Annotated in this window: 26 protein-coding genes, 1 tRNA gene and 3 riboswitches; of the genes, 3 read left to right on the top strand and 24 right to left on the bottom strand. The window is 43.4% G+C overall.

What is annotated here, in order from left to right:
• Positions 1-76: 76 nt before the first annotated feature.
• The 14 genes from kdpC to rpsF all read right to left on the bottom strand — a co-directional run bounded on the left by kdpC (position 77) and on the right by rpsF (position 15,777).
• Positions 77-694: a potassium-transporting ATPase subunit KdpC gene (gene kdpC / locus BLT35_RS20010; protein WP_074729569.1), complete on the bottom strand. Its 618-nt coding sequence runs from the start codon at positions 692-694 to the stop codon at positions 77-79.
• A 36-nt stretch (positions 695-730) separates the two neighbouring features.
• Complete coding sequence (gene kdpB / locus BLT35_RS20005) at positions 731-2,761, bottom strand: potassium-transporting ATPase subunit KdpB (protein WP_074729568.1); 2,031 nt, start codon at positions 2,759-2,761, stop codon at positions 731-733.
• Positions 2,762-2,776: 15 nt separating this feature from the next.
• The gene (kdpA, locus tag BLT35_RS20000; RefSeq protein WP_074729567.1) at positions 2,777-4,456 is read right to left on the bottom strand and encodes a potassium-transporting ATPase subunit KdpA; all 1,680 of its coding nucleotides are present in this window, start codon (positions 4,454-4,456) and stop codon (positions 2,777-2,779) included.
• A 35-nt stretch (positions 4,457-4,491) separates the two neighbouring features.
• Complete coding sequence (locus tag BLT35_RS27960; RefSeq protein ID WP_367888809.1) at positions 4,492-4,569, bottom strand: potassium-transporting ATPase subunit F; 78 nt, start codon at positions 4,567-4,569, stop codon at positions 4,492-4,494.
• A gap of 295 nt (positions 4,570-4,864) precedes the next feature.
• Positions 4,865-5,377 (bottom strand): hypothetical protein, encoded by a 513-nt coding sequence (locus tag BLT35_RS19995; protein ID WP_083351358.1) that lies wholly within the window; start codon positions 5,375-5,377, stop codon positions 4,865-4,867.
• A 17-nt stretch (positions 5,378-5,394) separates the two neighbouring features.
• Positions 5,395-5,558, bottom strand: a riboswitch (cyclic di-AMP (ydaO/yuaA leader).
• A gap of 72 nt (positions 5,559-5,630) precedes the next feature.
• A riboswitch (cyclic di-AMP (ydaO/yuaA leader) is annotated at positions 5,631-5,825 on the bottom strand.
• A 501-nt stretch (positions 5,826-6,326) separates the two neighbouring features.
• A riboswitch (cyclic di-AMP (ydaO/yuaA leader) is annotated at positions 6,327-6,489 on the top strand.
• Positions 6,490-7,050: 561 nt separating this feature from the next.
• Entirely contained in the window at positions 7,051-7,338 is a 288-nt protein-coding gene (locus BLT35_RS19990; protein ID WP_074729566.1) for a hypothetical protein, read from the bottom strand.
• Between the two features lie 460 nt (positions 7,339-7,798).
• A complete protein-coding gene (locus BLT35_RS19980; RefSeq protein WP_074729564.1) occupies positions 7,799-9,379 on the bottom strand; it encodes an IS5 family transposase in 1,581 nt (526 codons plus the stop codon).
• A 129-nt stretch (positions 9,380-9,508) separates the two neighbouring features.
• On the bottom strand, positions 9,509-9,952 hold the full coding sequence (locus tag BLT35_RS19975; RefSeq protein WP_074729563.1) for a hypothetical protein: 444 nt from the start codon (positions 9,950-9,952) through the stop codon (positions 9,509-9,511).
• Positions 9,949-11,583 carry a site-specific integrase gene (locus BLT35_RS19970; RefSeq protein ID WP_074729562.1) on the bottom strand — a complete coding sequence of 545 codons (1,635 nt, stop codon included), beginning with the start codon at positions 11,581-11,583 and terminating at the stop codon, positions 9,949-9,951. The genes BLT35_RS19975 and BLT35_RS19970 overlap by 4 nt, the downstream gene beginning before the upstream one ends.
• Entirely contained in the window at positions 11,576-12,973 is a 1,398-nt protein-coding gene (locus tag BLT35_RS19965; protein ID WP_074729561.1) for a tyrosine-type recombinase/integrase, read from the bottom strand. Before BLT35_RS19965 ends, BLT35_RS19970 begins: the two co-directional genes overlap by 8 nt.
• Entirely contained in the window at positions 12,970-14,076 is a 1,107-nt protein-coding gene (locus tag BLT35_RS19960) for a tyrosine-type recombinase/integrase (RefSeq protein WP_074729560.1), read from the bottom strand. Before BLT35_RS19960 ends, BLT35_RS19965 begins: the two co-directional genes overlap by 4 nt.
• Before the next feature lie 245 nt (positions 14,077-14,321).
• Entirely contained in the window at positions 14,322-14,603 is a 282-nt protein-coding gene (gene rpsR / locus BLT35_RS19955) for a 30S ribosomal protein S18 (RefSeq protein WP_074729587.1), read from the bottom strand.
• Between the two features lie 325 nt (positions 14,604-14,928).
• Positions 14,929-15,408 carry a single-stranded DNA-binding protein gene (ssb, locus tag BLT35_RS19950; RefSeq protein WP_054816952.1) on the bottom strand — a complete coding sequence of 160 codons (480 nt, stop codon included), beginning with the start codon at positions 15,406-15,408 and terminating at the stop codon, positions 14,929-14,931.
• Between the two features lie 84 nt (positions 15,409-15,492).
• Positions 15,493-15,777: a 30S ribosomal protein S6 gene (gene rpsF, locus BLT35_RS19945; protein WP_054816951.1), complete on the bottom strand. Its 285-nt coding sequence runs from the start codon at positions 15,775-15,777 to the stop codon at positions 15,493-15,495.
• Between the two features lie 240 nt (positions 15,778-16,017).
• On the opposite strand from rpsF, the gene BLT35_RS19940 reads away from it, so the two are divergent.
• Positions 16,018-16,203, top strand: coding sequence for a YjzC family protein (locus BLT35_RS19940; RefSeq protein ID WP_062410208.1), 186 nt, complete (start codon positions 16,018-16,020; stop codon positions 16,201-16,203).
• 88 nt (positions 16,204-16,291) lie between these two features.
• Positions 16,292-16,543 (top strand): hypothetical protein, encoded by a 252-nt coding sequence (locus BLT35_RS19935; protein WP_062410207.1) that lies wholly within the window; start codon positions 16,292-16,294, stop codon positions 16,541-16,543.
• 438 nt (positions 16,544-16,981) lie between these two features.
• Here the strand turns inward: BLT35_RS19935 and BLT35_RS19930 are convergent.
• From BLT35_RS19930 to BLT35_RS19915, 4 genes are all read right to left on the bottom strand, one after another.
• Positions 16,982-17,072, bottom strand: a tRNA-Ser gene (locus BLT35_RS19930).
• Positions 17,073-17,173: 101 nt separating this feature from the next.
• Positions 17,174-17,410: a DUF951 domain-containing protein gene (locus BLT35_RS19925; RefSeq protein WP_054816949.1), complete on the bottom strand. Its 237-nt coding sequence runs from the start codon at positions 17,408-17,410 to the stop codon at positions 17,174-17,176.
• Positions 17,410-18,336: a mechanosensitive ion channel family protein gene (locus tag BLT35_RS19920; RefSeq protein WP_074729559.1), complete on the bottom strand. Its 927-nt coding sequence runs from the start codon at positions 18,334-18,336 to the stop codon at positions 17,410-17,412. The genes BLT35_RS19925 and BLT35_RS19920 overlap by 1 nt, the downstream gene beginning before the upstream one ends.
• A gap of 12 nt (positions 18,337-18,348) precedes the next feature.
• Positions 18,349-18,591 (bottom strand): putative Se/S carrier protein, encoded by a 243-nt coding sequence (locus BLT35_RS19915; protein ID WP_062410205.1) that lies wholly within the window; start codon positions 18,589-18,591, stop codon positions 18,349-18,351.
• 119 nt (positions 18,592-18,710) lie between these two features.
• Here BLT35_RS19915 and yyaC point away from each other — a divergent pair, with 119 nt between their 5' ends.
• Entirely contained in the window at positions 18,711-19,325 is a 615-nt protein-coding gene (gene yyaC / locus BLT35_RS19910; RefSeq protein WP_074729558.1) for a spore protease YyaC, read from the top strand.
• Here the strand turns inward: yyaC and BLT35_RS19905 are convergent.
• The 6 genes from BLT35_RS19905 to rsmG form a co-directional block, all read right to left on the bottom strand.
• Positions 19,300-19,794 (bottom strand): DUF4446 family protein, encoded by a 495-nt coding sequence (locus BLT35_RS19905; protein ID WP_074729557.1) that lies wholly within the window; start codon positions 19,792-19,794, stop codon positions 19,300-19,302. The two genes, yyaC and BLT35_RS19905, sit on opposite strands and share 26 nt — an antisense overlap.
• A 24-nt stretch (positions 19,795-19,818) precedes the next feature.
• On the bottom strand, positions 19,819-20,973 hold the full coding sequence (locus tag BLT35_RS19900) for an aminotransferase class V-fold PLP-dependent enzyme (RefSeq protein WP_074729586.1): 1,155 nt from the start codon (positions 20,971-20,973) through the stop codon (positions 19,819-19,821).
• 97 nt (positions 20,974-21,070) lie between these two features.
• Positions 21,071-21,934: a ParB/RepB/Spo0J family partition protein gene (locus BLT35_RS19895; RefSeq protein WP_062410202.1), complete on the bottom strand. Its 864-nt coding sequence runs from the start codon at positions 21,932-21,934 to the stop codon at positions 21,071-21,073.
• Complete coding sequence (locus BLT35_RS19890) at positions 21,931-22,689, bottom strand: ParA family protein (RefSeq protein WP_062410201.1); 759 nt, start codon at positions 22,687-22,689, stop codon at positions 21,931-21,933. The genes BLT35_RS19895 and BLT35_RS19890 overlap by 4 nt, the downstream gene beginning before the upstream one ends.
• A gap of 334 nt (positions 22,690-23,023) precedes the next feature.
• Positions 23,024-23,842, bottom strand: a complete 819-nt coding sequence (noc, locus tag BLT35_RS19885; RefSeq protein WP_062410200.1) for a nucleoid occlusion protein — start codon at positions 23,840-23,842, stop codon at positions 23,024-23,026.
• Positions 23,843-23,993: 151 nt separating this feature from the next.
• Entirely contained in the window at positions 23,994-24,716 is a 723-nt protein-coding gene (gene rsmG, locus BLT35_RS19880) for a 16S rRNA (guanine(527)-N(7))-methyltransferase RsmG (protein ID WP_074729556.1), read from the bottom strand.
• Position 24,717: the final 1 nt, after the last annotated feature.

Genomic DNA, 24,717 nt, shown 5'->3' with positions numbered 1-24,717 from the left:
CCCTCCCCTTGTGGAAAATGGGAAGACCCCGCCTTCTTCGGAAGTGTTTCCTTCCGAAGAGAGCAGGGCTCTCTTCTTATCGCTGATTTAACAATGGCTGCAAAGCCAGGTTCAATTTCAATACATTCACACGGGGCTCACCAAACAGTCCAAGATCTCTTCCTTCCGTATGCTCATCCACCAAATCTTCCAGCTCGGAAGCAGGAATTCCCGTCAGACTGCTGATTCGCGGAATCTGAACTTTGGCCGATTCCGGTGTTATATGCGGGTCAAGACCCGAACCAGAGTTCGTGATCAGACTGAGCGGAACCTCACTGACCGGAACGTCGGGATTATTCTTCTCCCATTCTTCGATCGATGCCTTCGTCCGCTCGATCAAATCCGGATTTGACGGTGCGTAGTTGTTTGAACCCGAAGCTCCTGCATCATAGTTAATACTGGATACCCGCCCGTGAAAATATTTCGGATCCGTGAATGATTGTCCGATGAGTTCCGACCCGATCACTTGACCCCCGGAATCCTTGATCAGGCTGCCGTTCGCTCTTTCCGGCATCAGAAGCTGTGCAATTCCGGTAGAAGCCAGAGGGTACAACAGTCCGCACAATACAATAAATACCATGCTGATCCGTACCGCAATCCAAAAGGAACTGCCATGATTCACGATATCATTTACATCTGCCGATGTTTTATCCATACCCTGTTCCTTCCTTTCTCATCTTGATCTTTTCCATCAAATCCAGATGTGAACAACCAGATCAATCAGTTTAATACCGATAAACGGAACAATCACTCCGCCGAGTCCATAGATCAGCAGGTTCCGGCTGAGCAGCTGCGACGAACTGAGCGGACGGTACGTAATTCCTTTCATTGCTAGCGGAATCAAGAGCGGGATGATCACCGCGTTGAAAATGAGCGCCGAAAGAATGGCAGAAAGCGGCGAACCCAGCCTCATGATATTGAGGGCTTCCATCTGCGGAATCGCCAGTGTAAACATCGCCGGAATGATTGCGAAGTATTTCGCAATATCATTGGCAATACTGAATGTGGTAAGAGCTCCCCGAGTCATGAGCAGCTGCTTTCCGATGCCGACCACTTCGATGATTTTCGAAGGATCGGAATCGAGATCCACCATATTGGCCGCTTCTTTTGCCGCAACTGTTCCGCTATTCATGGCCAAGCCCACATCCGCTTGCGCCAGCGCCGGCGCATCGTTCGTGCCGTCTCCAGTCATGGCGACGAGTTTCCCCTCCGCCTGTTCGCGGCTGATGACGGCGATTTTATCTTCCGGTTTGCTTTCGGCGATAAACTCATCTACCCCTGCTTCCTTGGCAATCGTTGCTGCGGTCAAGGGATTGTCACCCGTACACATGATCGTTTTAATGCCCATTTTGCGAAGTTGATCAAACCGTTCCCGCATCCCGGGTTTCACCGTATCTTTTAAATAGATCAAACCATAAATATGATCGTCTACGGCTACCGCCAACGGTGTTCCGCCTTCAGAAGCGATCCTGTCGCTTTTTGACTTCAAATCCTCCGATATGGAGCCTCCTTGACCCTGTACCCATTTGATTACCGAGTCAACTGCCCCTTTGCGCACCTTGCGTCCGTCCTTCAGGTCGACACCGCTCATTCGCGTTTCCGCCTTAAATTCGATTACTTCCGCTCCCTCCGCGAGAGAAGCGTCATAAGTCAAATTTTGCTTTTTCATCAGCTCGATCACTGAGCGGCCTTCCGGCGTTTCATCGTAAACAGAAGCAATGGCAGCCCACGCAGCAGCCGCGGCTTCCGTCTCCCCACCAACGGGGACAAACTCACTCGCCATCCGATTCCCGAACGTGATGGTCCCTGTTTTGTCCAATATCATCGTATTAATATCGCCCGCGGCCTCTACCGCTTTGCCCGACATTGCGAGAACGTTGAACCTTGTAACCCGGTCCATTCCGGCAATACCGATCGCCGATAACAGACCGCCGATGGTTGTCGGAATCAAGCATACTAGAAGTGAAATGAGCACAGGCACTTCCAAATCAACGCCTACATAATTCGCTATCGGCGGCAGTGTTGCCACGACGATTAGAAAAATCAGCGTAAGACTGATCAACAGCGTGTTTAGTGCCAGCTCGTTCGGCGTCTTTTGCCGTTTCGCCCCTTCAACTAGAGATATCATCCGATCCAAAAACGACTCGCCGGGTTCGCTGGTGATCCGCACCTTGATTTGGTCGCTGACCACCCTGGTTCCTCCCGTCACAGAGCTAAAATCTCCGCCCGCTTCTTTAATCACCGGCGCCGATTCCCCCGTAATCGCAGATTCGTCAACCGAGGCAAGTCCCTCAATCACTTCGCCGTCTCCGGGGATCCATTCCCCCTGGGACACGACAACAATATCGCCTTTGCGCAGTTCGGTGGATGGGACCGACTTGATCTCCCCGTTCACCACTTTATTCGCCGAAATTTCTTTTTTCGTCTTTTTTAAAGAGGCGGCCTGAGCTTTACCGCGCCCTTCCGCAAGCGCTTCGGCGAAATTTGCAAACAGAACGGTAAACAACAATATGACGAATACGGTAATATTAAATCCGATCGTCTCCCCGGAACGGAAGTAACCAGGAAACAGAATCATCAAAAGAACCAGGAAAGCCCCTGTTTCTACGACGAACATCACCGGATTTTTTATCATCAACATTGGATTCAATTTCAAGAAGCTCTGAATGATTGCGCCGCGAATGATGGCTGCGTTCAGCATGCTTTTTCGATTGGCACTCATGAAAAATCCCCTCCCTTAACGGATCGACAAATGTTCGGCAATCGGACCAAGAGCAAGAACCGGTAGAAATGTTAAAGCGCCGATAATAAGCACGGTTCCGATCAAAATCCCGACAAATAATTTGTTGTCCGTCTTAAACGTACCGACCGTTTCCGGTACCCACTGTTTCCTTGCCATTGACCCGGCTACTGCCAGAAGTGCGATGATTGAAATATAGCGGCCGAACAGCATCACAAGTCCGGTCGAAATATTCCAGAAGGTCGTATTGTCACCCAGACCTTCGAATCCGGAACCGTTGTTCGCTGCCGAAGACGTATATTCATAAAGCACTTGCGAAATACCGTGGAATCCGGGATTGCTGATCGCCCCCATTCCAAACTCCGTCATAAATGCGACGGCCGTAGGAGCAAGAATAATCAGCGGATGAGCCAGAATCGCAATGGCAATCAGCTTCATTTCCTTCGGCTCGATTTTTCGTCCCAAAAATTCAGGAGTCCGTCCGACCATTAATCCGGCGAGGAACACCGCGAGAATGGCATACATGAGCATGTTCATGAGACCGACACCGTCACCGCCAAATACACTGTTCAGCATCATGAGTGCGAGCGGCACAAGTCCTCCGAGCGGCGTCAACGTATCGTGCATGTTATTAACGGTCCCGGTTGTCGCCGCGGTAGTGACCGTCGTGAACAAAGCCGACTGCGCAACACCGAACCGGACTTCCTTTCCTTCCATGCTTCCCTCCGAAGCATCCATTCCCAACGCATTCAATGCCGGATTTCCCCGAATTTCCGACGTGTAGGCAACCGAAAGGAAGGCGACAAACAAAATGAGCATGGTGCTGAAGATAACCCAGCCCTGTTTTTGATTTCTTGCAAATTTGCCGAATGTGTACGTCAGCGCGGCCGGTATGCACCACATCGATAAAATTTCGAGTACATTCGTTAGTGGACTGGGATTTTCAAACGGATGCGACGAGTTTACACCGAAAAATCCTCCCCCGTTGGTTCCTAAATGCTTGATCGATACAAGAGACGCCACTGGACCGACCGCAATTTGTTGCGTCTCACCTTCAAGCGTTGTCGCCTGAACGTTCGGACTCAAGGTTTGCGGTACGTTCAACGCGACCAAAAGCAACGTAATGATTAGGGCCAACGGAATGAGCAAGCGGGTGTGTGCCTTGACAAAATCGCTGAAAAAGTTGCCGAGCGTCTTGCCTTTGCTGGTTAACCCGCGAATGAACGCGATCGCTGCGACAATCCCCGTGGCCGCTGATGTAAACATCATCATCATAATGACGGCCATCTGCGAAAAATAGGATAACCCCGTTTCGCCGCTGTAGTGCTGCAGGTTCGTATTCGTCATAAAGCTGATAACAGTGTTAAACGTAAGGGTAGATTCCATATTGTCGATTCCATTTGGGTTGAACGGCAACACTTTCTGGATTCGTAAAATCAAATAGCTGACCGCTACCAGGATTACATTGGTCAAGATCAAACTCACTGCGTACCGTCTCCAACCCATCTCCGCCCGGTTTTTCAAACCGGACAACCCATAAATCAACCTCTCCACCGGTCCGAATATTTTGTCCGTCCGGTTGGGCTGATTGGAAAAGACGTGATAAATGTAAGTTCCCAAAGGTTTCACAAGCAAAACTAATATCACAATGACCGCTGCCAGCTGCAAAAGGTCCATTTCACGCCCTCCTTAAGACGTTTCATGAAAGACAATTAAAATTTTTCCGGATTCACCAGCGCGTAAACCAAATATAAGAAAATAAAGACCGTAAAACCAACAATCACGATCATGAGCGATCTCCCCCTGTTTCTTCTACAACCTTTCCGCACCAGGCTAAAAAACCGCAAAACAATCCGTAAGCTCCGGCTAAAGTCAACACCATAACCACATCCATCATTTTTTATACCTCCTAAGAGACGTCGCGCCATTGATATTTGACCACGAAGGACAAATCCGAATACCTCTACAGATAAAGGGCAAACCTAACTGGTGAAACTATTCAGAGTGAATGAGAACATAAATTAGATAAACAAACGTCGCCGTAATTACGGGCCAGAACAACCCAACCATCGTTTGTCAGTCCCTTCATTCTCCATCTAACTGCATTCCGAAAAGAAACGAAACGTTCTTTCCGTTCGTTAAAACGATGTGGTCTGCTCCAAGCTTCTTATACACGGAAGGAATATTACCGGTCTTTGTGATGACAAATATTTTCTTCGAAGTCCAAGGCCGGCAAATGATCATGTATCTGCATATAAGCGGAAGTGAATCCTCGAATAAATAAACTTTCCCAATATTCACAGGAGGAAATAACGTTTCAGAATCATTCTTAGTATCCACTCGCACAATGGTGTTTATTCCCAACTCGTCCATTTCTCGCTGTTGATGAACATTGTTAACCAAAGCGGCAACCGGTTCACCTGTAGCCTTCATTACCTTTATGAAATTGCGCCCTAATTCATTAGAAGCAGATATAAGTGTAAATTCTTGGTTATCCATGTGATCCTCCCCTTGAATTCGAAACAGAGAGGCAAAAAAAAGAAGCCATGCAAAGAGGATTTCTTTGCGGCTTCTTCTTGGCATGATGGAATAAGCCATTATGCCGATGCGCTGAAATTGCCTCTCTCGATACGCTTACGAGGTTAGCTGTCGGATTCGGGCGTGAGAGTCGCCCTACCGGACTTTCGTCCAGATTCACCCCTGGAGGCAAGCATGATGACTTGCATCTCCGTCTGGGTCCCCCGCTTTCTGATTCACAGAAATTAAGCGAAATTCTATATTTTGTTGAATAAAAGCCAATAAAAAACCACCGAGGCTTGCGCCCCTGTGGTCACCAATCGATCACAAGTTCACATCCTCTCAATCCACGCTTACGAGGTTAGCTGTCGGATTCGGGCGGTGAGAGTCGCCCTACGCTTTCGGCACCTCCATGGCGGCGACCGTTAGCGATTCACCCCGTGCTCCCCGACGCTCGGCTCTCACATCGAGACATCGGCTTGCGTTGGGTCCCCCGTTTTCCATTACGGAAACTCAGCGATCCAGATGATTAAACAAAATGAATCATGGAATGAATCTTACTCCTGTGGAGGAAAGGTGTAAAGGTTACAAAACACGGTTTTCCCCTGAAAAAACATGAAAATAGGCTTTTTAAAAGCGTTTCCAAACGAGATAACCTTTTTTTTTCATTAAATTCCTCTCGATTCCTACGTTTTTCGACGAATGCTTTATCGGTGATTACGTTATTATTTGATTGAAAGAGATACCCTCAACTTGAACAGAGCTTTTTAACGAATGAGTATGATTTTGTTCAAAAATTGCAGAATAATGGCCATTTCTTGCCTTTCAAAAACTCAAAGATGAATCATCAACATCAATCTATGTAGAAACGAAAATCGAAGCGTTTTGAAGATATTTCATGGATAACAATTGAACTCATCATTTGTACCCGTTTTCATTCTGCAATTAAGCCATAATCATCGAAAATGATCCCCTTCATTCCGTTTTACTTCAGGTATGATTTGGCGTATGATGGCTAGCAATAACTTCATATCGATTCACGCTGAATCCCCGAACAGGGGAACGGGGGAACCTTTGATGCCGTATTAACGGTTTCCGGGGTGAATCCTTTTCTTTTACAAAAAATGAAAAGGACGGTCACTCTCAAGTCCGAATCCGACAGCTAACCTCGTAAGCGCATTGAGAGAGAACCGTATCCGTACCTCGTTTATCCGTTAACGGATGAACAACTGTCGCCCGAGAGCTTCGTTTCTCTGCTCTTCGGGCTTTTTGTCGTGCTATAAATATCAAGGAGAGTGGCAAGCATGTTGCAACACGAAGTGGATCCGGCGACGGATTTTACTTTTTCCGGCTTCCGGTATGGCAAAATCAGTTCCATCGAATGTTATCGGTTCGATCAAGAGCTAACCCGGTCCCTCTTTAGTGGTTACGAAAAGAAATGTAACTATCCAGCAACGGTTTAATCAGCTGGTGCGAATATCGATTGCCTTACACAAAGAAACCGTTCGACCTTACCTGATGGGCCTAGTCTACCGAGTTGATTATTCTTCAACTCCAATTTTATCGGGTTTACAGGCTTTTAATGGCCTACTTGGGTCTACTCTTATTTTGTTAATACTCGATCAAGAAGGTTTATGACATACGACCATACTTCTTTTGCGTCCAGCCTGGTACAATCACCTGCTTGCTTCACCAACTTATGCAATTCCCGAATACTTATCGTTACTTTCGTCTTTCTTCCATTCCATATCATTCTATGGCCTAAATCCCTGATTAACAAAACAATGTAAGTTGTTTATCATAGTGCTTGGCATCTGGAATATCGAAGGATCATGCTCGATTTCTGACTCAATGTCGTACATTCCTAAAATAGCCGTTATTAATACAGGATCTCCGTCATCAAAAATATCTTTTTGGACATACAATCTGTATTGAAAGCTATTATACTCATCATCCAAACATTCAAAGTCTGACAAGCAATCAAGTCCGCCCTTAATGTTATCCTCAATAAATCGGTGTAATTTTAGCCACTTTATTTTCATAAACACACAACCTATATTTAATTCGGATCGTTATTATCGTTCAAATTCTTTTCAAATTTTGAGCCAACTCGATATATTCCATAAATCAAGATTCCTATTAATCCGCTTTCCAGTGCCTGTACATATTCACTAATGAGAAATAGACCGGTACCAAACCCTATGAATATAACGCTAAGTATTTTGAGCAATACTCCTTCATTTTGGTCTAACCATCTTATCAAACTAGGCACCTCTCATACCTTTTGATCTAAAACTAACTATCTGCACATAATCCACAAATTATTCCACAAATAATTATAACCTACCCTTAATTGTAACGAGCAGCAATGATAATCCCTTTAACTTCGAGCTAGTGCGAATAATACGATAAATCAGGATACCAACTCTCATGAAGTGCACTCCGAACTCAACGATAACGAACAACCCTAATTAGGGCTTGCTGAACAAGATCCATCCCAGTCTACACCCAACGTAAGCCTCTAAACCCAAGCAGTTTGAAAAAAGGCAAAAAGAGAACCCGTAGTCGTCGCTCCAAATTCATGACCAGAAATTGAAGGGCGATGACGGTTAAACTGGTTTCGGCACCACGTGCATGAATGCGACCCAGTCCCAATTTGCGCTTGCCTTCTCCAAACTTTCCTTCGATTGCATTGCGCTGTGCGGCGTCCTGCCGCTCTTGCCGACGATCGGCGACTTCACTTTGCTCCTTCGAGGGCCTACCGAGCTTTGGGCCACTAAGGCGAATCCCAAGCTCTTTGCAATAGTTCAGATTGTCTCGATTGCGATAGATTTTGTCAGCCAAAATGACGGCGGGGTAATACCCAAATCGCTGTTTGTACGCTTCCGCCGATGCTTGCAGCGTTGTTGCCTCGTTGAAGCTGTCCCACTCAACCGTTTCGATCCAAGCGTATCCATCCACCAGACTGGCGGCGATTTTGGCGCCGAACTCCACGTTCGTTCCAGCTTTGCCTCGAACCATCGGACGGACATGCGGCTGTTGGATACTCACGATACGATCAGCGATGACGTGTATTTTCTTCTCCATCATTTCGCGCTGCTGACGGTAGAGTTCCGAGATGATCAGAAGCTGACGATAGTGTCTTTTGCTCAGCTCCGTGAGAGGCGTATGCTCCACGAGTGCTTCAATGATCCGCAGATCCCGTCCCACGTAGCCCAGTTGCTTTTTGATCGCTTTGCGGATCACCTTGCCCGATGCCTTGCGTTGTTTGGATACGCCCAGATATGATTTTCTGGCTTTCTCGCGGTATGTGCGCGGCTTCTCCATCACTCCAATATGGGGATGGTGCAGTATGTCAATGATGTCTTCGAGGATCTCACGCGCGTGATTCAGCAACCCCAAATCCGTCGGATACTTGATGTCTGCAGGTGCGCATGTCGCATCCAGCATGAGGGTCCCCTTATTCCTCACGTTCGCAGTCGGTGCTGATGCTGGTGGCAAGACATGGAACCTTTTAGCTATGTTACGGGATTTCTTAGCTGTTGCGGGAGTTTCCTCAGGAATGGTGAGGGCTTCCCCTACTTCCATGGTGAGCTGCGAGCCACCCGCATCGTTGTCGTCGTCATCACGATCTCGTTTGGACGATTTCGGTTTCGCCTCGGCCTCTCGTTCTGCTTGCAGCGCGGCTTGGGCGATCCAATCGTTCACTTCAGCCAGGATTTCCAGGCCGAGCCGTTCCCGAAAATGCGTGAGCAGGGAGTGATGAAACGGCACTTCATCGACATACGCGGTGTAGCCCAAGAAGAACTGCAAATACGGATTCTCTTGGATTTGCAAGGTCGTCTCGCGGTCGCTTAAACCAAGGCGCTCCTTGATAATGAGCGAGCCGAGAGCGATACGTGCAGGGTACGCCTTTTGGCCGATGATCGGTGACTGGAACGAGCTCACGTATTTTTCTTCTACTTTGTCCCAAGGAATGATCGACGCAAGCTGGACCCAACGATTGGTTGGATTTAATTTCCCGCCAAAGGGCAAATAGAAGTTTTCCAGCAGGTCTGCCATATCTCGATTCAACACGAACATTTTCGCTCACTCCATCTGCAAGGTTTTTTACCGATTTCCCGTATTTTCCTTGCAGATGAATTCGACAAAAGTGCCTCAAAATCCTTGTACGATAAGGATTTTTTGATTATTCAGCAAGCCCTAATTATTTTATATCTGCTTTACTTGCTTCTCTCTCATTTCTTGTATCATATTCTCCAAATATTCGATACGCGACTTAAGTAGTGCTTTCTCAATAACATGCTTCCTGCAAACTTCAAGGAGTTTTTCGTTCTTTGCTTTTTCATCTTGCAGGGCCTGTTTAACTTTTTCGTACCGATTCTCAAGTAGTCTCTTGCCACTTGGCCGTTTTTGTGTTTCGGTTGTTGCGGCTACAATTTCTTCTATTCCTTTTTCAATTTCCGTCTGCAAATAAATGGCCTGCTCACAGCGTTCCTTAAGGTCAGGACGATTATAAATCGTCTTACGCTCAATGCCGGCTTTCTTAGCAATTGCTGATATAGAGAGCTTTTTCTTCCCTTTTCGAAGGTTAGTTATTGCTTGCTCGATCCGCTCAAGCGTAATGAGTTTATTTTCTTTAGAGGGGCCGCTCATCGTATTATTCCCTCCCATTCGCTTGGGGTAATACTATAATCTGAATTATTATCATTGCCGGCATAATTCATCTGGCTTTCCAATTCATCAATTATTCCCACGAGGTACTTCTCAATTGTCTTTAACTTAGCCTCGTAAGGACCACCTGCTGGTGCAATGGCTAATTCGGCTCGAATTTTTTGCAAACGCCCTCTATGAACTTCAAGGAAGTCCGGAGTTGTCAGGAAATTGTGACACCCCAAACATACACCGTCGCCTTCACAAGGTTCATTACGCATTGGGTGATGAAGGCAGAGTCCATGTGATAAAATTTGAATTTTATGAGCTTTACGCAATTTATCGACCTGTTCGATGGTCTTTCCTTTGAATGGATTATTTACTTTCAATCTATCTTTTATCTGAAGAGCCTGCTTACCAACAAGTACTGCTCCTTCATTGAATACTTTAGCAAATTTGTTCCTTACATCCTCTTGGAGTAAATGAGTATAGTGTTGAGTCCCTCTAATGGATTTATGATTTAGTAATTCCCGTATCGTCTCTATAGAAGCACCGCCTCTTAAAGCATAGGTAGCGCAAGCGTGACGGAATGTATGAGATGAAAAATCAGCAATATTGCCATTTTTATCTCGGAGATTGTGTTTTTGAAGCCATGGTCGTAAAAAGTTTTTTGACCAATTTGCATGTGAAACCGTGCCCACGGGGTATCCTTTAACATTACGTACTCGATTAAGAAATAAATACGGTAAACCAGATTCTTTTCTTAACGGAGCCGTATATTCTTCAACTTTCGTTATGGCTTGTACGACTAGAGCATTCGCTGGTTTGTACACCCTTGTAGGTTCAGCTTGCAATTTACCGGTACTGTACACCAATTTTGTTTCTCCGCCAATTTGCTCAATGGAGGCATTATACATAGTAATAATTTCGCTAATGCGAAGTCCTAGCTGCAATCCAATCACTACGCTAGCTGCAACAAGAATATTCTCATTTTTATCTAGATCACTAATTGCTTTACGCAGCATCTGGTCGATTAGCTCTTCGTCCGATATCTTATCAATGTTTACTTGCTCCGCTTGTTTTGCATCCTTCTTTAACGCTTTGTTATTAATTATGAGTTCATTATATATGCTCTGAACAAACCGAACATCTTTTGGAACATCCCAACCTTTAATATTTCCCTTTAATAAGATATCTTTTATCGCCAACGCACTTTTCTTGATTGAAACATGGCTTAATAATTCACCGCTTGTCTCACTCCTCGCTTCGGGCAAATATTTAAAATACGCTTCCAGCAAGAATTGATCAATTTCTGAAAACGACTCAACCTCCGGCGCATATTCGTTTATAAATTTAACAAATCGAACAACTCCATCTAAACTTCGTTTGGCAGTTGAGAACTTGCCCGTGGTCAGCTCATGATGTATAAACCACTTTATTACTTCTAGCATTTTGGGTTTATGAATAATAAACTCAAAATCAACCATAAGTCTTTTGCCCGATAAATGCTCTACTTTAATAAACCCGTTAAAATCCCATATATTATCCGAGAACTTATTGTTTCCACAGCGGAAATCTAATTCAGGCTTCAAAGGGTTGTAATCAAACAATTGAAGTCCTTGGATCTCAACCATCCTGCATCGCCTCCAAACGCTCTATAATCGTTTCTAAGGCGAATTCCACTGTTTCAAGGTGATTTATCGATCCGATATATTCTTGAGCCATATACGCCTCTCTATCAGCTCTGAGACGCTCCAAGTGGCCTTTATGGATTGGTAAGTGTTCGGGAGTCGTGATAAACTTTGGACAGATCACGCACATATTAAATTTAGAGCAGATCTTGCCCTCATTATTAATTGGCTTCTGACAGGCTCCATCGGGCAATGAAGCAGACAAAAGTATTTCAGCATCCAGTTTTTTTCCTTGACCAAGTTCCTTCTCACTAATTTCCTTGACGATCAATCCAATAAACCCCAGCTTTTTATATTCGCTTTCAACCTTCGGGTTTTTAACCCTCGCATATAAACTTGTAGAGTGTAATGATTCGTGGCCTAGATATTCCTGAATTTCAAACATGCTCATGCCCCTGTTAAGCATGTCCGTCCCAAGCGTATGCCTGAACGCGTGAAAGGTTAATGGGTACAATTTGCCGTCATTATCCAAAATATTGTGTTGCTCTACAAAATTAGATAACAAATCACGACATAGCTTTTGTATCACCCTTGAATACTTCCTATTCCGCTTTTGCCAATATATACACAAGTAATTTGTTTGTAATTCTCTTCTGCCTTCCTCCGATAATTTTTCTAGTGTACTTACTGCTTTTTGTACACGTTTTGAAACAGGAATGTACCGATCTGTTTGATTTTTACTTGAATATACATAGAGAACAGGCTTACCAGTAAAATCTTCTGTAATGCATCCTTCGGTTAGATCAATTGCCTCCGATATTCGGATCCCCGAATCGATCAATATCTCTAATAATGACTTAATGAATAAATTGTTTTCCTTTTTCAAAGCCTCTTCAATCTGATCCATAACGTTATCGGGGATGTATCTAGTTCTTAAAATATCATCTTGTTTCAATGCCTGGTACTCATCTCCGTCAAATACCGCATGTGTTGGAAAACCGTCATATTCAAAAAACTGTCCATGTTCAACGACCCATTTTAATGCAGACATAGCTATTGCCCTTGTTGAATTTGACTGATTTTTTTGTTGTAAGTAAAAAATGAACATTTGAGTAATACTATGAGTTAAATCTTCATAGGTGTTTAGTTTAATGTTGTATTCAAGCAGAAAATCAAAAAAATGTTTCAATGCATAGTTGTATCTGTTTAATGTTTCAATGCTCGGTCTCTCAAGACTCATACATTCAATGGTGATTTGCTTATGGAGCTTTTTAAACCATTTATTTGGAAGGTATGCAAAATCAAATGTTATCGTTTTACCGAAGCTTGTCTCATAATCCAACTTCCAATAATCTGTTTTTGTATCAATAGTTGAAATAATTCTTCTGTTCATCGGAGCTCAACACTCTTCCTCTGTTGCATAAAGCTCTCATATGCCTTTGTTTTCGCCTCTAGCGACAAATGCTGATACTTACTTGTAGACTTAACATCATTGTGACCTAACCTGTCTTGGACATAACGCATATCAAATCCTGATTCGGTTAATTCGGTTCCATGAGTGTGCCTAAGCATGTGAGGAGTACATTTTATCCCCACTTGTTCAGATAACTTTTTAAAAAGCTTTGTTATTGTATCGCGGATCATATATTGGCCAGGGCTGGTTTCATGATTTACGAAAATTGTAAGATGTTTTCCATCATCGGGGCGGTGATACAAGATATAATCCTCTATTGCAAAGATCAGATCTCTGCTGACGGGTATTTCCCTTTCCAACGATTTGATGTTGTGATCTTTATGGTAGAGGGGATCATGCTCCTTAACCTTTATAATCCCAACTTTTGTTTGAAGTTCATAATCACCTATACGAAGCCCTAATGCTTCACTAATCCGACAACCCGTTTCGTAAAGAAATCTGAACAACAATCGATTGCGGGTATTTAAACTCTCATCTGATTGTAACAACTCAAGTCCTTTATACAGCTTTTCAACCTGCTCTCGAGTCAATCGCTTACCCTTTACTGATTTTTTTTCTTTAACACGGAAGAAATTAAAACCAATATCTTTACGATTCACTTTATGAATCAAGAAATATCTGTTTTTTGAGTCATCTTTATAAGTTAATGGATTCTCTGACAAAAAGCCTCCCATCACTTCATAATATCGGTAAAAAGAGGCTATTGTTGCCATATATTTATTCTTAGTTTTTGCGGACTTCTCTTTGTCTGTCTTTCCGACTTTTGTGTTCAGATACTCAAGCCAAGAAAACATATCCGCCTTCCTGACTTCGTAAAATTTGAGCCCCACTTCGTCTAGCCAATTGAAATACTCCTTTAAGTCTCGACAATATCCTTCAATTGTGTTCTCTGAATACCCCTTCTCTTCTAAATAGTGAAGAAACAACGTTATTTCCTCGATGATGTTGTAATCTTCATCCACGACTACTACATTTCGTTTTCCGGCCTCATTGAGTGTTTTTTCAATTTTCAAGGTGCGCATATTTATCACCACCAAGGATCAATGATAATAAGTTTTTTTATTCTTTGATCGAAACCGGGAATATTTGTGATAATCATCTGTCATTTGATCTCAATTGTCAAATATCGTAAGTGGACTCGGAATTAACTTAAACAACACAGGGAAGATTCGCATATGTATGCCCTCTGTTTTGCCGCTAAGCAAACATCACTGAATGAGCTGATATATTAAAAGGTGTGTCGCCATAAGGCAAACACACCTTTTTCTTAGTTATCTGTCGTGTATGGGAGTAACGCTACTGCCCGAGCACGTTTAATTGCAACTGTTAAAGCTCGTTGATATTTTGCACTTGTCCCAGTCACCCGGCGCGGAAGAATTTTCCCACGTTCACTGATAAACTTTTTTAGAACATCTGTATCTTTGTAATCAATATGAGTGATTTTATTGACTGTAAAATAACAAACTTTTCTACGTTTACCTTGACGGCCTTTACGTGGAGTGAATTTTCTTTCACCACGTTCTTCGTCATTTCTTTGTGCAAATGCCATTGTTATTTTCTCATTCCCTTCATATTTCATATTGGTCCCCAAGTTCAAAGTCGGGTATGGATAAGTCTTACGACTTACGCACACCCAACTTCTCACTACCGGGGCTACATCCACATCCAGAGAATAGGGATGTTCAACATCAATCAGCTGACTGATATTAATTTTCAACATACATATTACACAATTTACTCAACATCTTCCGACTCTTAATAATTCGTGAATGTTATCCGTAAATGGTGATATCCATTACACAGTTAAAATGCTTTAAAACCCCTTGAGTTTACTGAGGTCTTAAAGCATTTTCTTGCTTTAGATGTTACGTTCGCTAAAACGGCAAATCATCATCAGAAATATCAATCGGTTTTCCGTCATCCTGGAAAGGATCCTGCTGTTGGCTGCGTCCTCCGCCGTAACCTCCACGGTAGCCGCCTCCATCGCCGCCGCTGCCGGCACCCATTCCCATACCCTCATCGCGATTGCCGCTGTTAGCCGACTCCAGAAAGCGCACATTGTCCGCAATGACTTCCGTCACATAAACGCGACGTCCTTCATTGTTATCATAGCTGCGTACCTGAATACGGCCTTCCACTGCTGCCAAACGACCTTTGCGAAGATAATTCGCACAAGTCTCCGCGAGTTGGCGCCAAGTTACGACCGGAATAAAATCCGCTTCTCTTTGGCCTTGATTATTTGAGAAAGGTCGGTCAACTGCAAGTGTAAACTGGGTTACAGCCACACCTGCGGGCGTATAGCGCAGTTCAGGGTCACGTGTCAGTCTTCCGATCAGAATCACACGATTCAGCATGTATTTCCCTCCCGGATCCGTTGCAACGTACACCCGTGATTTACGTTGTCCGTTGTCAACAAACTCAATTACGGCACTGGAGCCTTAAGCTACGTCTTTGACGATCAGGTATCGAATGACTTCGTCGGAAATCTTCAATACACGGTCAAGCTCGCTGACGACTTCACTATTAGCGTTGAATTGAACCAACACATAATGACCGTCACGATGCTTGTTGATCTCATACGCAAGACGGCGCTTACCCATCAGATCGTGCTTCGTAATTTCGCCACCGTTGTTGATGATGTTTTGGAACTTCTCCACCGTAGCCTGAACCGCTTCTTGTTCCAGATCAGGACGGATAATATACATCACTTCGTATTTGCGCATGTTGCCACCTCCTTTTGGACTAAAAGGCCTCTGATTCGGCTTGTACCGTCAGAAGCAAGGAGCGAGAATGTTTTCCTAAACTCGCACCATAATACTATAGCAAAAATAGAATGCCAAAGCAAGAGAAACCATCACACGATCATGTTGTTTTAACAGGGCAGGATGGTAATTATTAACCCTAATGCTAAAGTCGTTTTGTGGAAAATCTAACAATACACCAACAACAGGAGGTGACCCGCCATGGGTGAATGGTCGCAATTCCGTCCTGGCGACAGGGCGCCGAACGACGGCGAGTATATGGAAGTTGGCGAAAATGCCTTCCATATGGGCATTAACAATCCCAAAATGATCACATTAAAAAAAGGGGAACGCTTCCCCGAAACCACCAATCATAACCGAAAGTGGAAAAAAGTGTTTCGGGGCTGACCCCCTCTCCCCGACCGCCGCGGAATCGGAAGGCGCGTCGGGGAACCAATAACTTCATGTAAATGACAACTCAAAAGGAGATTACGATATGCGATATAAATATACCCTTATTCTTACCATTATCGGTGCCGCGCTCTGCCTGATCCATTATATCGGACACGAATACGACCCGATTTATTTACTGTTTTACTCTCTCAGCGTGCCGGCCTGGTTTTACCCTATCTTCACTTATACGGACGTAAATCCCCTGCTTCTCTATTTTCTCACGACTTTGTCGTGGACCGTCATGGGTTACGTCATTGACCGCTTCTCGATTTACCGCCAATCCCGCAGTCAATAGGCCTTCCAGGCATAGACCCTATCCATGTTGGAAACATGGCCGGGTCTTTTGGTTATGGCTGCAATTTTTTTCTACACTATTAAAATGAAGCCCTTGAGCTATATACCACTCATTTGCAGCAGCAGGTTATGGGATATGTGGATAACCCCGGCATATCCGGCAAAGCAAAACTTATCAACATGTGATTAACTTTTGGGTTAGACGAACTGATATTGTCCTGTTGATAACTTAATTAACTCGCTGCTTCACGTTCTCAACATGTATACAAACGTTTTTGAGGCCGTTGATAGGCCGCAATATTCTTTTTTATATTCCGCTTTACCGGCCGACTGCGATGTATTCCTGCCGATGCTTATGCTCCGATGAACCCCTCGGGTTCTCTCCCCTTTCCGCCAACAAAAAAAACGACCGTCATCGGTCGTTTGGTTATTGTATGTATGGCGGAAAGAGTGGGATTCGAACCCACGCACGGCTTGCGCCGCCTAGCTGATTTCGAGTCAGCCCCCTTGGGCCACTTGGGTACCTTTCCGCATTCCAAAAGGGACAAGTAATATAATATCACAGCCCCTCTTATAAATGCAATACCTAATTAAGCAGATTATCAAAGCCTTTGTTTGCTGGTTTCTTTACCTATTGTCCTGCTTCCGTACCGTCCGCTCCAGCCTCTTCTGATACAGCGGCAGACCTAAGCACCTTTTTTAATTTGCTCTCAAACTTCGCCCTGGGTACGAGCACACTATGTTTACACCCGACGCACTTGATCCGGATATCCATGCCCATCCGGATAATTTCCATTTCGTTCGTGCCGCATGGGTGAGGTTTCTTCATCTGTACTACATCACCAAGCTGATATTGTTTCTTTTCCATTAAGATTCCGCCTTTTCCGTCCGATGATAAGTGACGAGTCTCGGATAAGGGATATCGATCCCGTGTGACTCGAATGCCTTTTTGATTTCCGCATTCAATTGGCGCATCACCGCAAAATGAGTGTTGGGTTTACATTCGGCAGTCAGTCTCAATGTAATATCTGAAGTCCCTATCATATGAACACCAAGCACGTCAGGAGCCTTCACCATATCCACGCTATGTTCATAAAAAGCATTTGCAACTTCCTTTAATACTTTCAAAGCGGTATCGATATCCGTTTCATAGGCAACATTTACATCGATTACTGCAAGTGAATTATTAATCGAAAAGTTTGTTACCTGATTAATTGTTCCATTAGGAATAATATGAACCTCTCCCGTCCAACTTTTGATCCGGGTTACTCTCAAGCCGATTTCTTCGACTGTTCCTTTGTAGGTTCCTGTTTGTATGACATCTCCGACGGCAAATTGATCCTCAAATATAATAAAAAAGCCGGTAATGACATCCTTCACCAAGCTCTGGGCTCCGAAACCGATGGCAAGTCCGACAACGCCTGCACCGGCCAGCACAGGACCCAAGTTTACATTAAATTGACTCAATATCATCAGGATCATGATGAAATTGACCACATAAGTAATGATATTCGCAGCTAATTTACCGATCGTTTTGGTTCTTCTCTGGTCAAATTGGATCGGACCCCGCGATCTTTCCCTCAACATATGCTCTAAAGCCTTATTAGCGATTTTAATAATGACCCGAGCGGCTATATAAATCAGAAATACCTTCAATAAGGTAAACAGTAATCCAGTCCATACTTCAGGATTGGAAATATAGTCCGTCAATTCCGTTCGAAGTTTTTTCCATATTTGCGGTAAATTTTCTAATGTTATTTCCTCCGTTTGAACTTCAGGATTAGATTGGTTCATTTCCTTCCCACCTTACAGATCTATCGTAACATATTTATCACCGTTTTTAAAATAAATGCCCCTGATCTCTACATTTTCTTGGCGGATAATGTCCGCTACTTGATGTAAACATTCATCCGGAAATTCCAAAGATAGGGCACACCCGGCCGTTATTTCTTTCGGAGTCGGACACATATCATTCTCAATGCCGGCATAATCGAGCAGCATCTCCGCTCTTAACGCTTGTTGAGTTGAATCAAAAGCCATCAACAGCAACGCTCTCCCGCCTTTTCCGTTTTTTTCAGACCTACGTATAATTCATTCCTATTAACCGTATACTAGTAACAGTTTTTGCCCTGATTTTTGTGTATGAACTCTTAATGGGAGGCGTAAATATGAAAATTCCTTTTCATAGAGATGCGCAAAAGACAACAAACAATGAAATTCTTAAGGTAATGCATTCGGAATCAAACAGCATCGAATTGCTCTCGGAACGCCTTTTTGCTTTTCTCCAACAAGTGCCTCCCCATCAGCCTATCGTTCTGGTTTGTGTCGGCACGGATCGTTCCACCGGCGATTCATTAGGTCCACTCGTGGGAACTCAATTAAAAAAGTATGCGATAGAAGGCCTTCATTTATTTGGAACGTTGGATCATCCGGTTCATGCAATGAACCTAAGCGAAACGCTCACCACCATAAACCAACACTTTAATAATCCGTATATTATTGCCGTCGATGCTTGTCTTGGTCAATTAACAAGCGTGGGCTGCATCCAGATCGGGCAAGGTCCGGTCAAGCCCGGTGCCGGCGTCAATAAAGAACTTCCTCCGGTAGGAAATATGCATATTACCGGTATTGTTAACGTCGGCGGTTTTATGGAATATTTCGTGCTTCAGAATACGCGACTAAGCTTGGTCATGAATATGTCCGACATCATAGCCAAATCATTCTATACCGCTCTAACCAGTAAACTGCGGTGGAAAACTACACCTTTAGTCCGCATCGATTAATGGCTTCGATTTCTTCCGGGGACAACGTATACTTGGACTGTCCTTGCTCTATCGGCTTAGCATACATATAAGTTTGTTCCCGGCTGTGTATTCCCGTAAGCACTACCCCATCCCTCTGATCATCCAGGATCGCTATGGAGAAACTTAGATCACTTCCTCGTTCCGCGAAAGCATTGTAACGGCAAAATCCGATATGTGATTTCATATGACGCATATGTTGTCTGATTTGTTTGATTTTTTCATCAATTTCATCGTTCCTGGCCTCTTGGTCATTTAACTTTTGTTGCAGGTCGATTAATATTTGTTCAACATTGACAGCCTCCGCTCCGTTCAGCATACGTTCGTATCTTTTGCGGAGTTTATTCAGCTTCGCCCATAAGGAAACAACGATAATACTAAAAAACAATATGATGATTCCCACAAATGCTAATACAGCTTCTAACGGAATACTTGCTCCAAGTTCCCCCATGTGATGGCCCCCACATCCACACTCTTAGTTGGTATATTTCACGATTTCCTTGATCGCATAAACGAATTGATCGACTTCTTCATTCGTTGTAAAACAGCCTACACTCGCCCGAACCGCTCCACGTTCCATGGTCCCGGCCATCTCATGGGCCATAGGCGTACAATGATATCCTGCCCGAACGGCAATTTGAAACGATTGATCCAAAATAAAAGCAATCTCAGAGGAATCCGCATTTCCTACGGTAAACGAAACGATACCGGTTTTATTTTGCCCCACTTCAGGACCTAATACAGTAACGCCATCAATTTCCAATAACCCTGACATCATTCTTTGAGTCAGCTGCCATTCCTTCTTATGAATGCTTTCAACCGTTTCCTTTTGTATGTATTTCACGCCCTCAATGAGTCCCGCTATCCCCACCGTATTTTGTGTCCCTGCCTCATATCGATCCGGCCGTACGGTAGGCTGATCAATGGCTTCCGATTGGCTCCCCGTCCCCCCATGCAGCAGCGGATCCAAATCAATATCGGGATGGATATACAAACCGCCCGTTCCTTGCGGTCCAAGAAGTCCTTTGTGGCCGGGAAAAGCCAACATATCAATCCCCATTTTTTCCACATCAATTTCTAATACCCCTGCTGTTTGCGCGGCATCCACTAATAGCTTGATTCCTCTGTCTCTGCACAGTTCTCCTATTTCTGATACAGGCAGTATGCTTCCAAGCAGGTTAGAGCTGTGACTGCAAACAATCAACTTTGTATTACCATTTATTTCCGAAACCAGATCATCAATTGCCAGATGCCCTTTCTGATCTGTTTTAATGTAAGAAATGTTTATGTTTTTCGTTTTTTTCAAATATTCCAATGGTCTTCTGACGGAGTTATGCTCTACAGCAGTACAAATGACATGATCTCCCTCATGAAGAAATCCCTTTAAGGCCAAGTTGAGAGCCATGGTTGTATTTAGTGCATAGGCAATATCGTTCGGATTTTTAATATGAAAAAGTTTGGCTAATTGCTTGCGTCCTTCAAACAGAGTGCGGCTTGCTTTTACAGCCATTTCATGACTGCCCCGGCCCGGGTTCGCAGCAAAGTGTTCCATATTGTCGTACATTGCTTTTAATACCTCCGGGGGTTTTGGCCAAGAGGAAGCTGCATGATCCAAATATATTATCGACAATTTCAATCACCCCACCTTTTCATTTTCATAAAGATAGCATACCCGAATCACCTGAGAAAATCAGGTATATAACTCAGGTATGCTATACAAAATAGCTTCATGAACTTTTCCCTTGCAGCATTTCCAACAGGCGATCCAAATCATCTTTTGAATAATATAAAATTTCAATCTTACCTTTATTGTTATTATGTTTGATTTTCACTGTAGTGCGATAAGTTTCCCTCAAGCTTTCTTCCAGCTGATTAATATAAGGATCCTTGCGTTTCGGTTTTAATTTGGTTTTTTTCTCCGTATTTTCTTCCAGCTTTTTAACTTCTTCTTCTAATTGGCGTACACTCCACTGTTCTTTAATAGTTGTATCCGCCAAGGCTTTGACGATCTTTTTATCTTTTAATCCTACAATAGCCTTTGCATGACCCATCGATAATGTTCCACGTGAAACATATTGCTTGACTTCTTCTGGCAGCTGCAATAACCGGAGAAAATTGGCAATGTGTGAACGACTCTTTCCGACCTTCACTGACAGCTCTTCTTGCGTCATATTAAACTGATCGATCAAAGCTTGATATGCAACGGCCACTTCCATCGCATTCAAATCTTCACGCTGTACATTTTCTATTAAAGCAATTTCCATAACTTGCTGATCGGTAAATTTTCTGACAACGGCCGGGATCGTCGCCAACCCGCTGGCTTGTGAAGCACGATACCGTCGTTCGCCCGCAATGATTTCAAATCCCTTTAAAACGCTTCTTACAATAATGGGTTGAATGACTCCATGCTCTTTGATCGATGCAGCCAACTCTTGAATCGATTCATCATTAAAGTTTTTTCTCGGCTGATATGGATTCGGTCTTAATTGACCAAGTGGAATTTCAACAACCTTATCATCTTCATTGATGTTAAGTGAGGGCAGTAACGCATCCAACCCTTTTCCCAGTCCCGTACCTAATCGCTTACTCACAGTGCAATCACTTCCTTTGCCAACTCCATATATACCTCTGCACCCTTTGATTTCGGATCATAAGTAATGATGGACTGACCATGGCTCGGAGCTTCACTTAATCTCACATTACGGGGAATAATCGTCTGATATACTTTCTGCTGAAAGTATTTCTTCACTTCTTCAATAACCTGCATCCCCAAATTGGTTCTGGCGTCAAACATCGTTAAAAGAACGCCTTCAATTTGCAATGTTGTATTAAGATGCTTCTGCACAAGGCGCACAGTGTTCAAAAGCTGACTTAGTCCCTCCAAAGCATAGTACTCGCATTGAATTGGAATAATGACCGAATCGGCAGCCGTTAATGAATTTACAGTTAAAATACCTAAAGATGGCGGACAATCGATCAATATGTAATCAAACATGTGTTTCACTAGCTGAAGCGATTTTTTTAAACGAACTTCTCTTGATATGGTTGGAACAAGCTCTATTTCCGCGCCGGCAAGCTGTATAGTAGCAGGAATAATTTTCAAATTTTCAATTGCCGTATCACACATGGCATCTTTGGGATGTACATCATTAATCAGAACATCATAAATGCAATATACGGCATCCGCTTTGTTGATCCCAATACCGCTTGTCGTATTGCCCTGAGGGTCAATATCAACCAACAATACCTTTTTTCCCAAAGATGCCAGAGAAGCTCCTAAGTTGACAGACGTTGTAGTTTTGCCAACCCCGCCCTTTTGGTTGGTTATGGCGATAATTTTAGCCAATGAGTTCACCTCATATAATTAAAAACTTAAATGATTCAAAACTTTTTCGAATTCCATTTCACGAAACAATAATGAATAAATACACTAGAAAAAATTCGAATTTTTCATTTCTTTTAAGACGGTTCCAAAATAAATGTAAATAGATCGACACGACTTGACGCAATTTCAAAAAAAAGAATCATTAGAGAAGCTTAGAAACTCCCCAATGATATGTTCAGCAAAATGCCTAAAGAGAAAAACAAGCCTCCTAATGAGGCCAATCCTTTGATTATGAATTCAACGGAGTGAACTATAATTAAGAACAGCACGATGAAGAAAAAATGTATAATTTATTTTAGCGTTTTGGTATCCGAATGACAATTTCGTAATGATCTTCATGATCTTGTTCCGTAGTATTTATCGTTAAACCGGAAGATGAAACCATATCAACGGATTGCCTGATTGTATTCAGCGCCAATCTCACATCTTTAGAATACGAAACCCTCTTGGCTTTGCTTTTTACTTTAGCCGATTCCTTCAAAAAAGCAATTCTCGCTTCTGTCTGTTTCACATTTAATTCTTTAGAAATGATGTCTTCCAGCACTTTAACCTGAAGTTCTTCTTGATCCAAAGAAAGCAAAGCTCTGGCATGCCGCTCCGTCACTTTACGTTCAATTAACGCTTGCTTCACCGGTTCACTCAATTGCAAAAGTCTGATTTTATTGGCAATGGTGGACTGACTTTTCCCCAGCCTTTGAGCCAAGCTTTCCTGTGTCAAACTGTGCAAATCAATTAATTGCTGATAAGCAATGGCCTCCTCAATAGCTGTTAAACCTTCACGCTGAAGATTTTCAATTAAAGCTATAGAAGCCGCTTGCGAATCATTAAAATCACGTATGATGGCAGGGATCGTTTCTAAACCCAATTTTTTCACGGCTCGCAAACGACGTTCTCCCGCAATCAATTCAAACATATTGTTCCGCATCCGAACTACAATCGGCTGAATTACGCCGTGTGTTTTAATCGTCTGACACAGTTCTTCAATCCGCTCATCATCGAATATTGTTCGAGGCTGGTATGGACTTGGAACGATCTCATGGACAGGAACATTTTTCACTTCGCTTGTTGACGCCTTATCAGCAAAACCAAACAACTTCGAGATTTGTTCCTTCATTACGATAACCACCCGATCTTTTTAACCGATATATATAATATCCCTTTATTAATTAATTCTCCAGAAAAGTCTAAACTCCTGCTAGTACCGACAAAGAACTTTAGCCTATCCCTGAAAAGACATCCGTTAAAATGTTCCACGTGAAACAAAATTAAATCAAAGGAGATTTTAACGGTGTACCTGCTTTTCTGGGGTATTTTTTCGGCGTCGGACCCGTTTTTGTAATAAGCACGATATGTCTGGTTGACTCTTCAACAGGAAGCTCAAAGCGATGAGTGTTCAGCCATTGACCCCTCAGTTCTCTTAAGCTGAAAGAGGCTTCCTCTATTTCGTCTTGGACCCCCTGCCCTTTCATTGCCACAAATAATCCTCCGACCGAAACAAAAGGCAAACAAAATTCATTAAGCACGGCCATACGTGCCACTGCTCTTGCCGTAACTAAATCATACTGGTCACGATGTATGGGGAGACGGGCCGCGTCTTCGGCCCGAGCATGCACACATTGAACGTCGGATAACCCTAAAAAAGACGTTACATGATTTAAAAAGTGAATCCGCTTGTTTAAAGAATCCACTATGGTGACCCGTAGATGGGGAAAAGCAATTTTCAAGGGAATACTGGGAAATCCTGCTCCTGAACCGATATCGGCTATCTTCAAATGATCCGACATAGGAACAAAAAAAGCAACAGAGAGAGAATCGTAAAAATGTTTAATATATACCTGTTCCCTCTCGATTATACCGGTCAGGTTCATTCGCTCGTTCCAATCCACCAGCTCCCTGTAATAAAGCTCAAATTGATGAAGCTGAGACTCCGATAACCGGATTCCTCTATTATTTAGCAAATCTGTAAAATTATTCAATATATTATCCATA

It is taken from the genome of Paenibacillus naphthalenovorans (genome assembly GCF_900099895.1).
GTDB classification, from domain to species: Bacteria; Bacillota; Bacilli; order Paenibacillales; family NBRC-103111; genus Paenibacillus_G; species Paenibacillus_G naphthalenovorans.
Note: the sequence above shows the minus strand (reverse complement) of the source record. Positions and strands in the feature narration are given on the sequence as shown.

Excerpts from the sequence above, each read along its gene's own strand:
- BLT35_RS19970 (WP_074729562.1), bottom strand. The coding sequence starts at position 11,583 with ATGGTTGAGATCCAAGGACTTCAATTGTTTGATTACAACCCTTTGAAG.
- noc (WP_062410200.1), bottom strand. The coding sequence starts at position 23,842 with ATGAAGGAACAAATCTCGAAGTTGTTTGGTTTTGCTGATAAGGCGTCA.
- kdpA (WP_074729567.1), bottom strand. The coding sequence starts at position 4,456 with ATGGACCTTTTGCAGCTGGCAGCGGTCATTGTGATATTAGTTTTGCTT.
- BLT35_RS19940 (WP_062410208.1), top strand. The coding sequence starts at position 16,018 with ATGGGTGAATGGTCGCAATTCCGTCCTGGCGACAGGGCGCCGAACGAC.
- BLT35_RS19980 (WP_074729564.1), bottom strand. The coding sequence starts at position 9,379 with ATGTTCGTGTTGAATCGAGATATGGCAGACCTGCTGGAAAACTTCTAT.
- kdpB (WP_074729568.1), bottom strand. The coding sequence starts at position 2,761 with ATGAGTGCCAATCGAAAAAGCATGCTGAACGCAGCCATCATTCGCGGC.
- BLT35_RS19990 (WP_074729566.1), bottom strand. The coding sequence starts at position 7,338 with ATGAAAATAAAGTGGCTAAAATTACACCGATTTATTGAGGATAACATT.
- BLT35_RS27960 (WP_367888809.1), bottom strand. The coding sequence starts at position 4,569 with ATGATCGTGATTGTTGGTTTTACGGTCTTTATTTTCTTATATTTGGTT.
- rpsF (WP_054816951.1), bottom strand. The coding sequence starts at position 15,777 with ATGCGCAAATACGAAGTGATGTATATTATCCGTCCTGATCTGGAACAA.
- rsmG (WP_074729556.1), bottom strand. The coding sequence starts at position 24,716 with ATGGATAATATATTGAATAATTTTACAGATTTGCTAAATAATAGAGGA.
- ssb (WP_054816952.1), bottom strand. The coding sequence starts at position 15,408 with ATGCTGAATCGTGTGATTCTGATCGGAAGACTGACACGTGACCCTGAA.
- BLT35_RS19935 (WP_062410207.1), top strand. The coding sequence starts at position 16,292 with ATGCGATATAAATATACCCTTATTCTTACCATTATCGGTGCCGCGCTC.
- rpsR (WP_074729587.1), bottom strand. The coding sequence starts at position 14,603 with ATGGCATTTGCACAAAGAAATGACGAAGAACGTGGTGAAAGAAAATTC.
- yyaC (WP_074729558.1), top strand. The coding sequence starts at position 18,711 with ATGAAAATTCCTTTTCATAGAGATGCGCAAAAGACAACAAACAATGAA.
- kdpC (WP_074729569.1), bottom strand. The coding sequence starts at position 694 with ATGGATAAAACATCGGCAGATGTAAATGATATCGTGAATCATGGCAGT.
- BLT35_RS19965 (WP_074729561.1), bottom strand. The coding sequence starts at position 12,973 with ATGAACAGAAGAATTATTTCAACTATTGATACAAAAACAGATTATTGG.
- BLT35_RS19905 (WP_074729557.1), bottom strand. The coding sequence starts at position 19,794 with ATGGGGGAACTTGGAGCAAGTATTCCGTTAGAAGCTGTATTAGCATTT.
- BLT35_RS19920 (WP_074729559.1), bottom strand. The coding sequence starts at position 18,336 with ATGAACCAATCTAATCCTGAAGTTCAAACGGAGGAAATAACATTAGAA.
- BLT35_RS19995 (WP_083351358.1), bottom strand. The coding sequence starts at position 5,377 with ATGGCTTATTCCATCATGCCAAGAAGAAGCCGCAAAGAAATCCTCTTT.
- BLT35_RS19960 (WP_074729560.1), bottom strand. The coding sequence starts at position 14,076 with ATGCGCACCTTGAAAATTGAAAAAACACTCAATGAGGCCGGAAAACGA.
- BLT35_RS19975 (WP_074729563.1), bottom strand. The coding sequence starts at position 9,952 with ATGAGCGGCCCCTCTAAAGAAAATAAACTCATTACGCTTGAGCGGATC.
- BLT35_RS19925 (WP_054816949.1), bottom strand. The coding sequence starts at position 17,410 with ATGGAAAAGAAACAATATCAGCTTGGTGATGTAGTACAGATGAAGAAA.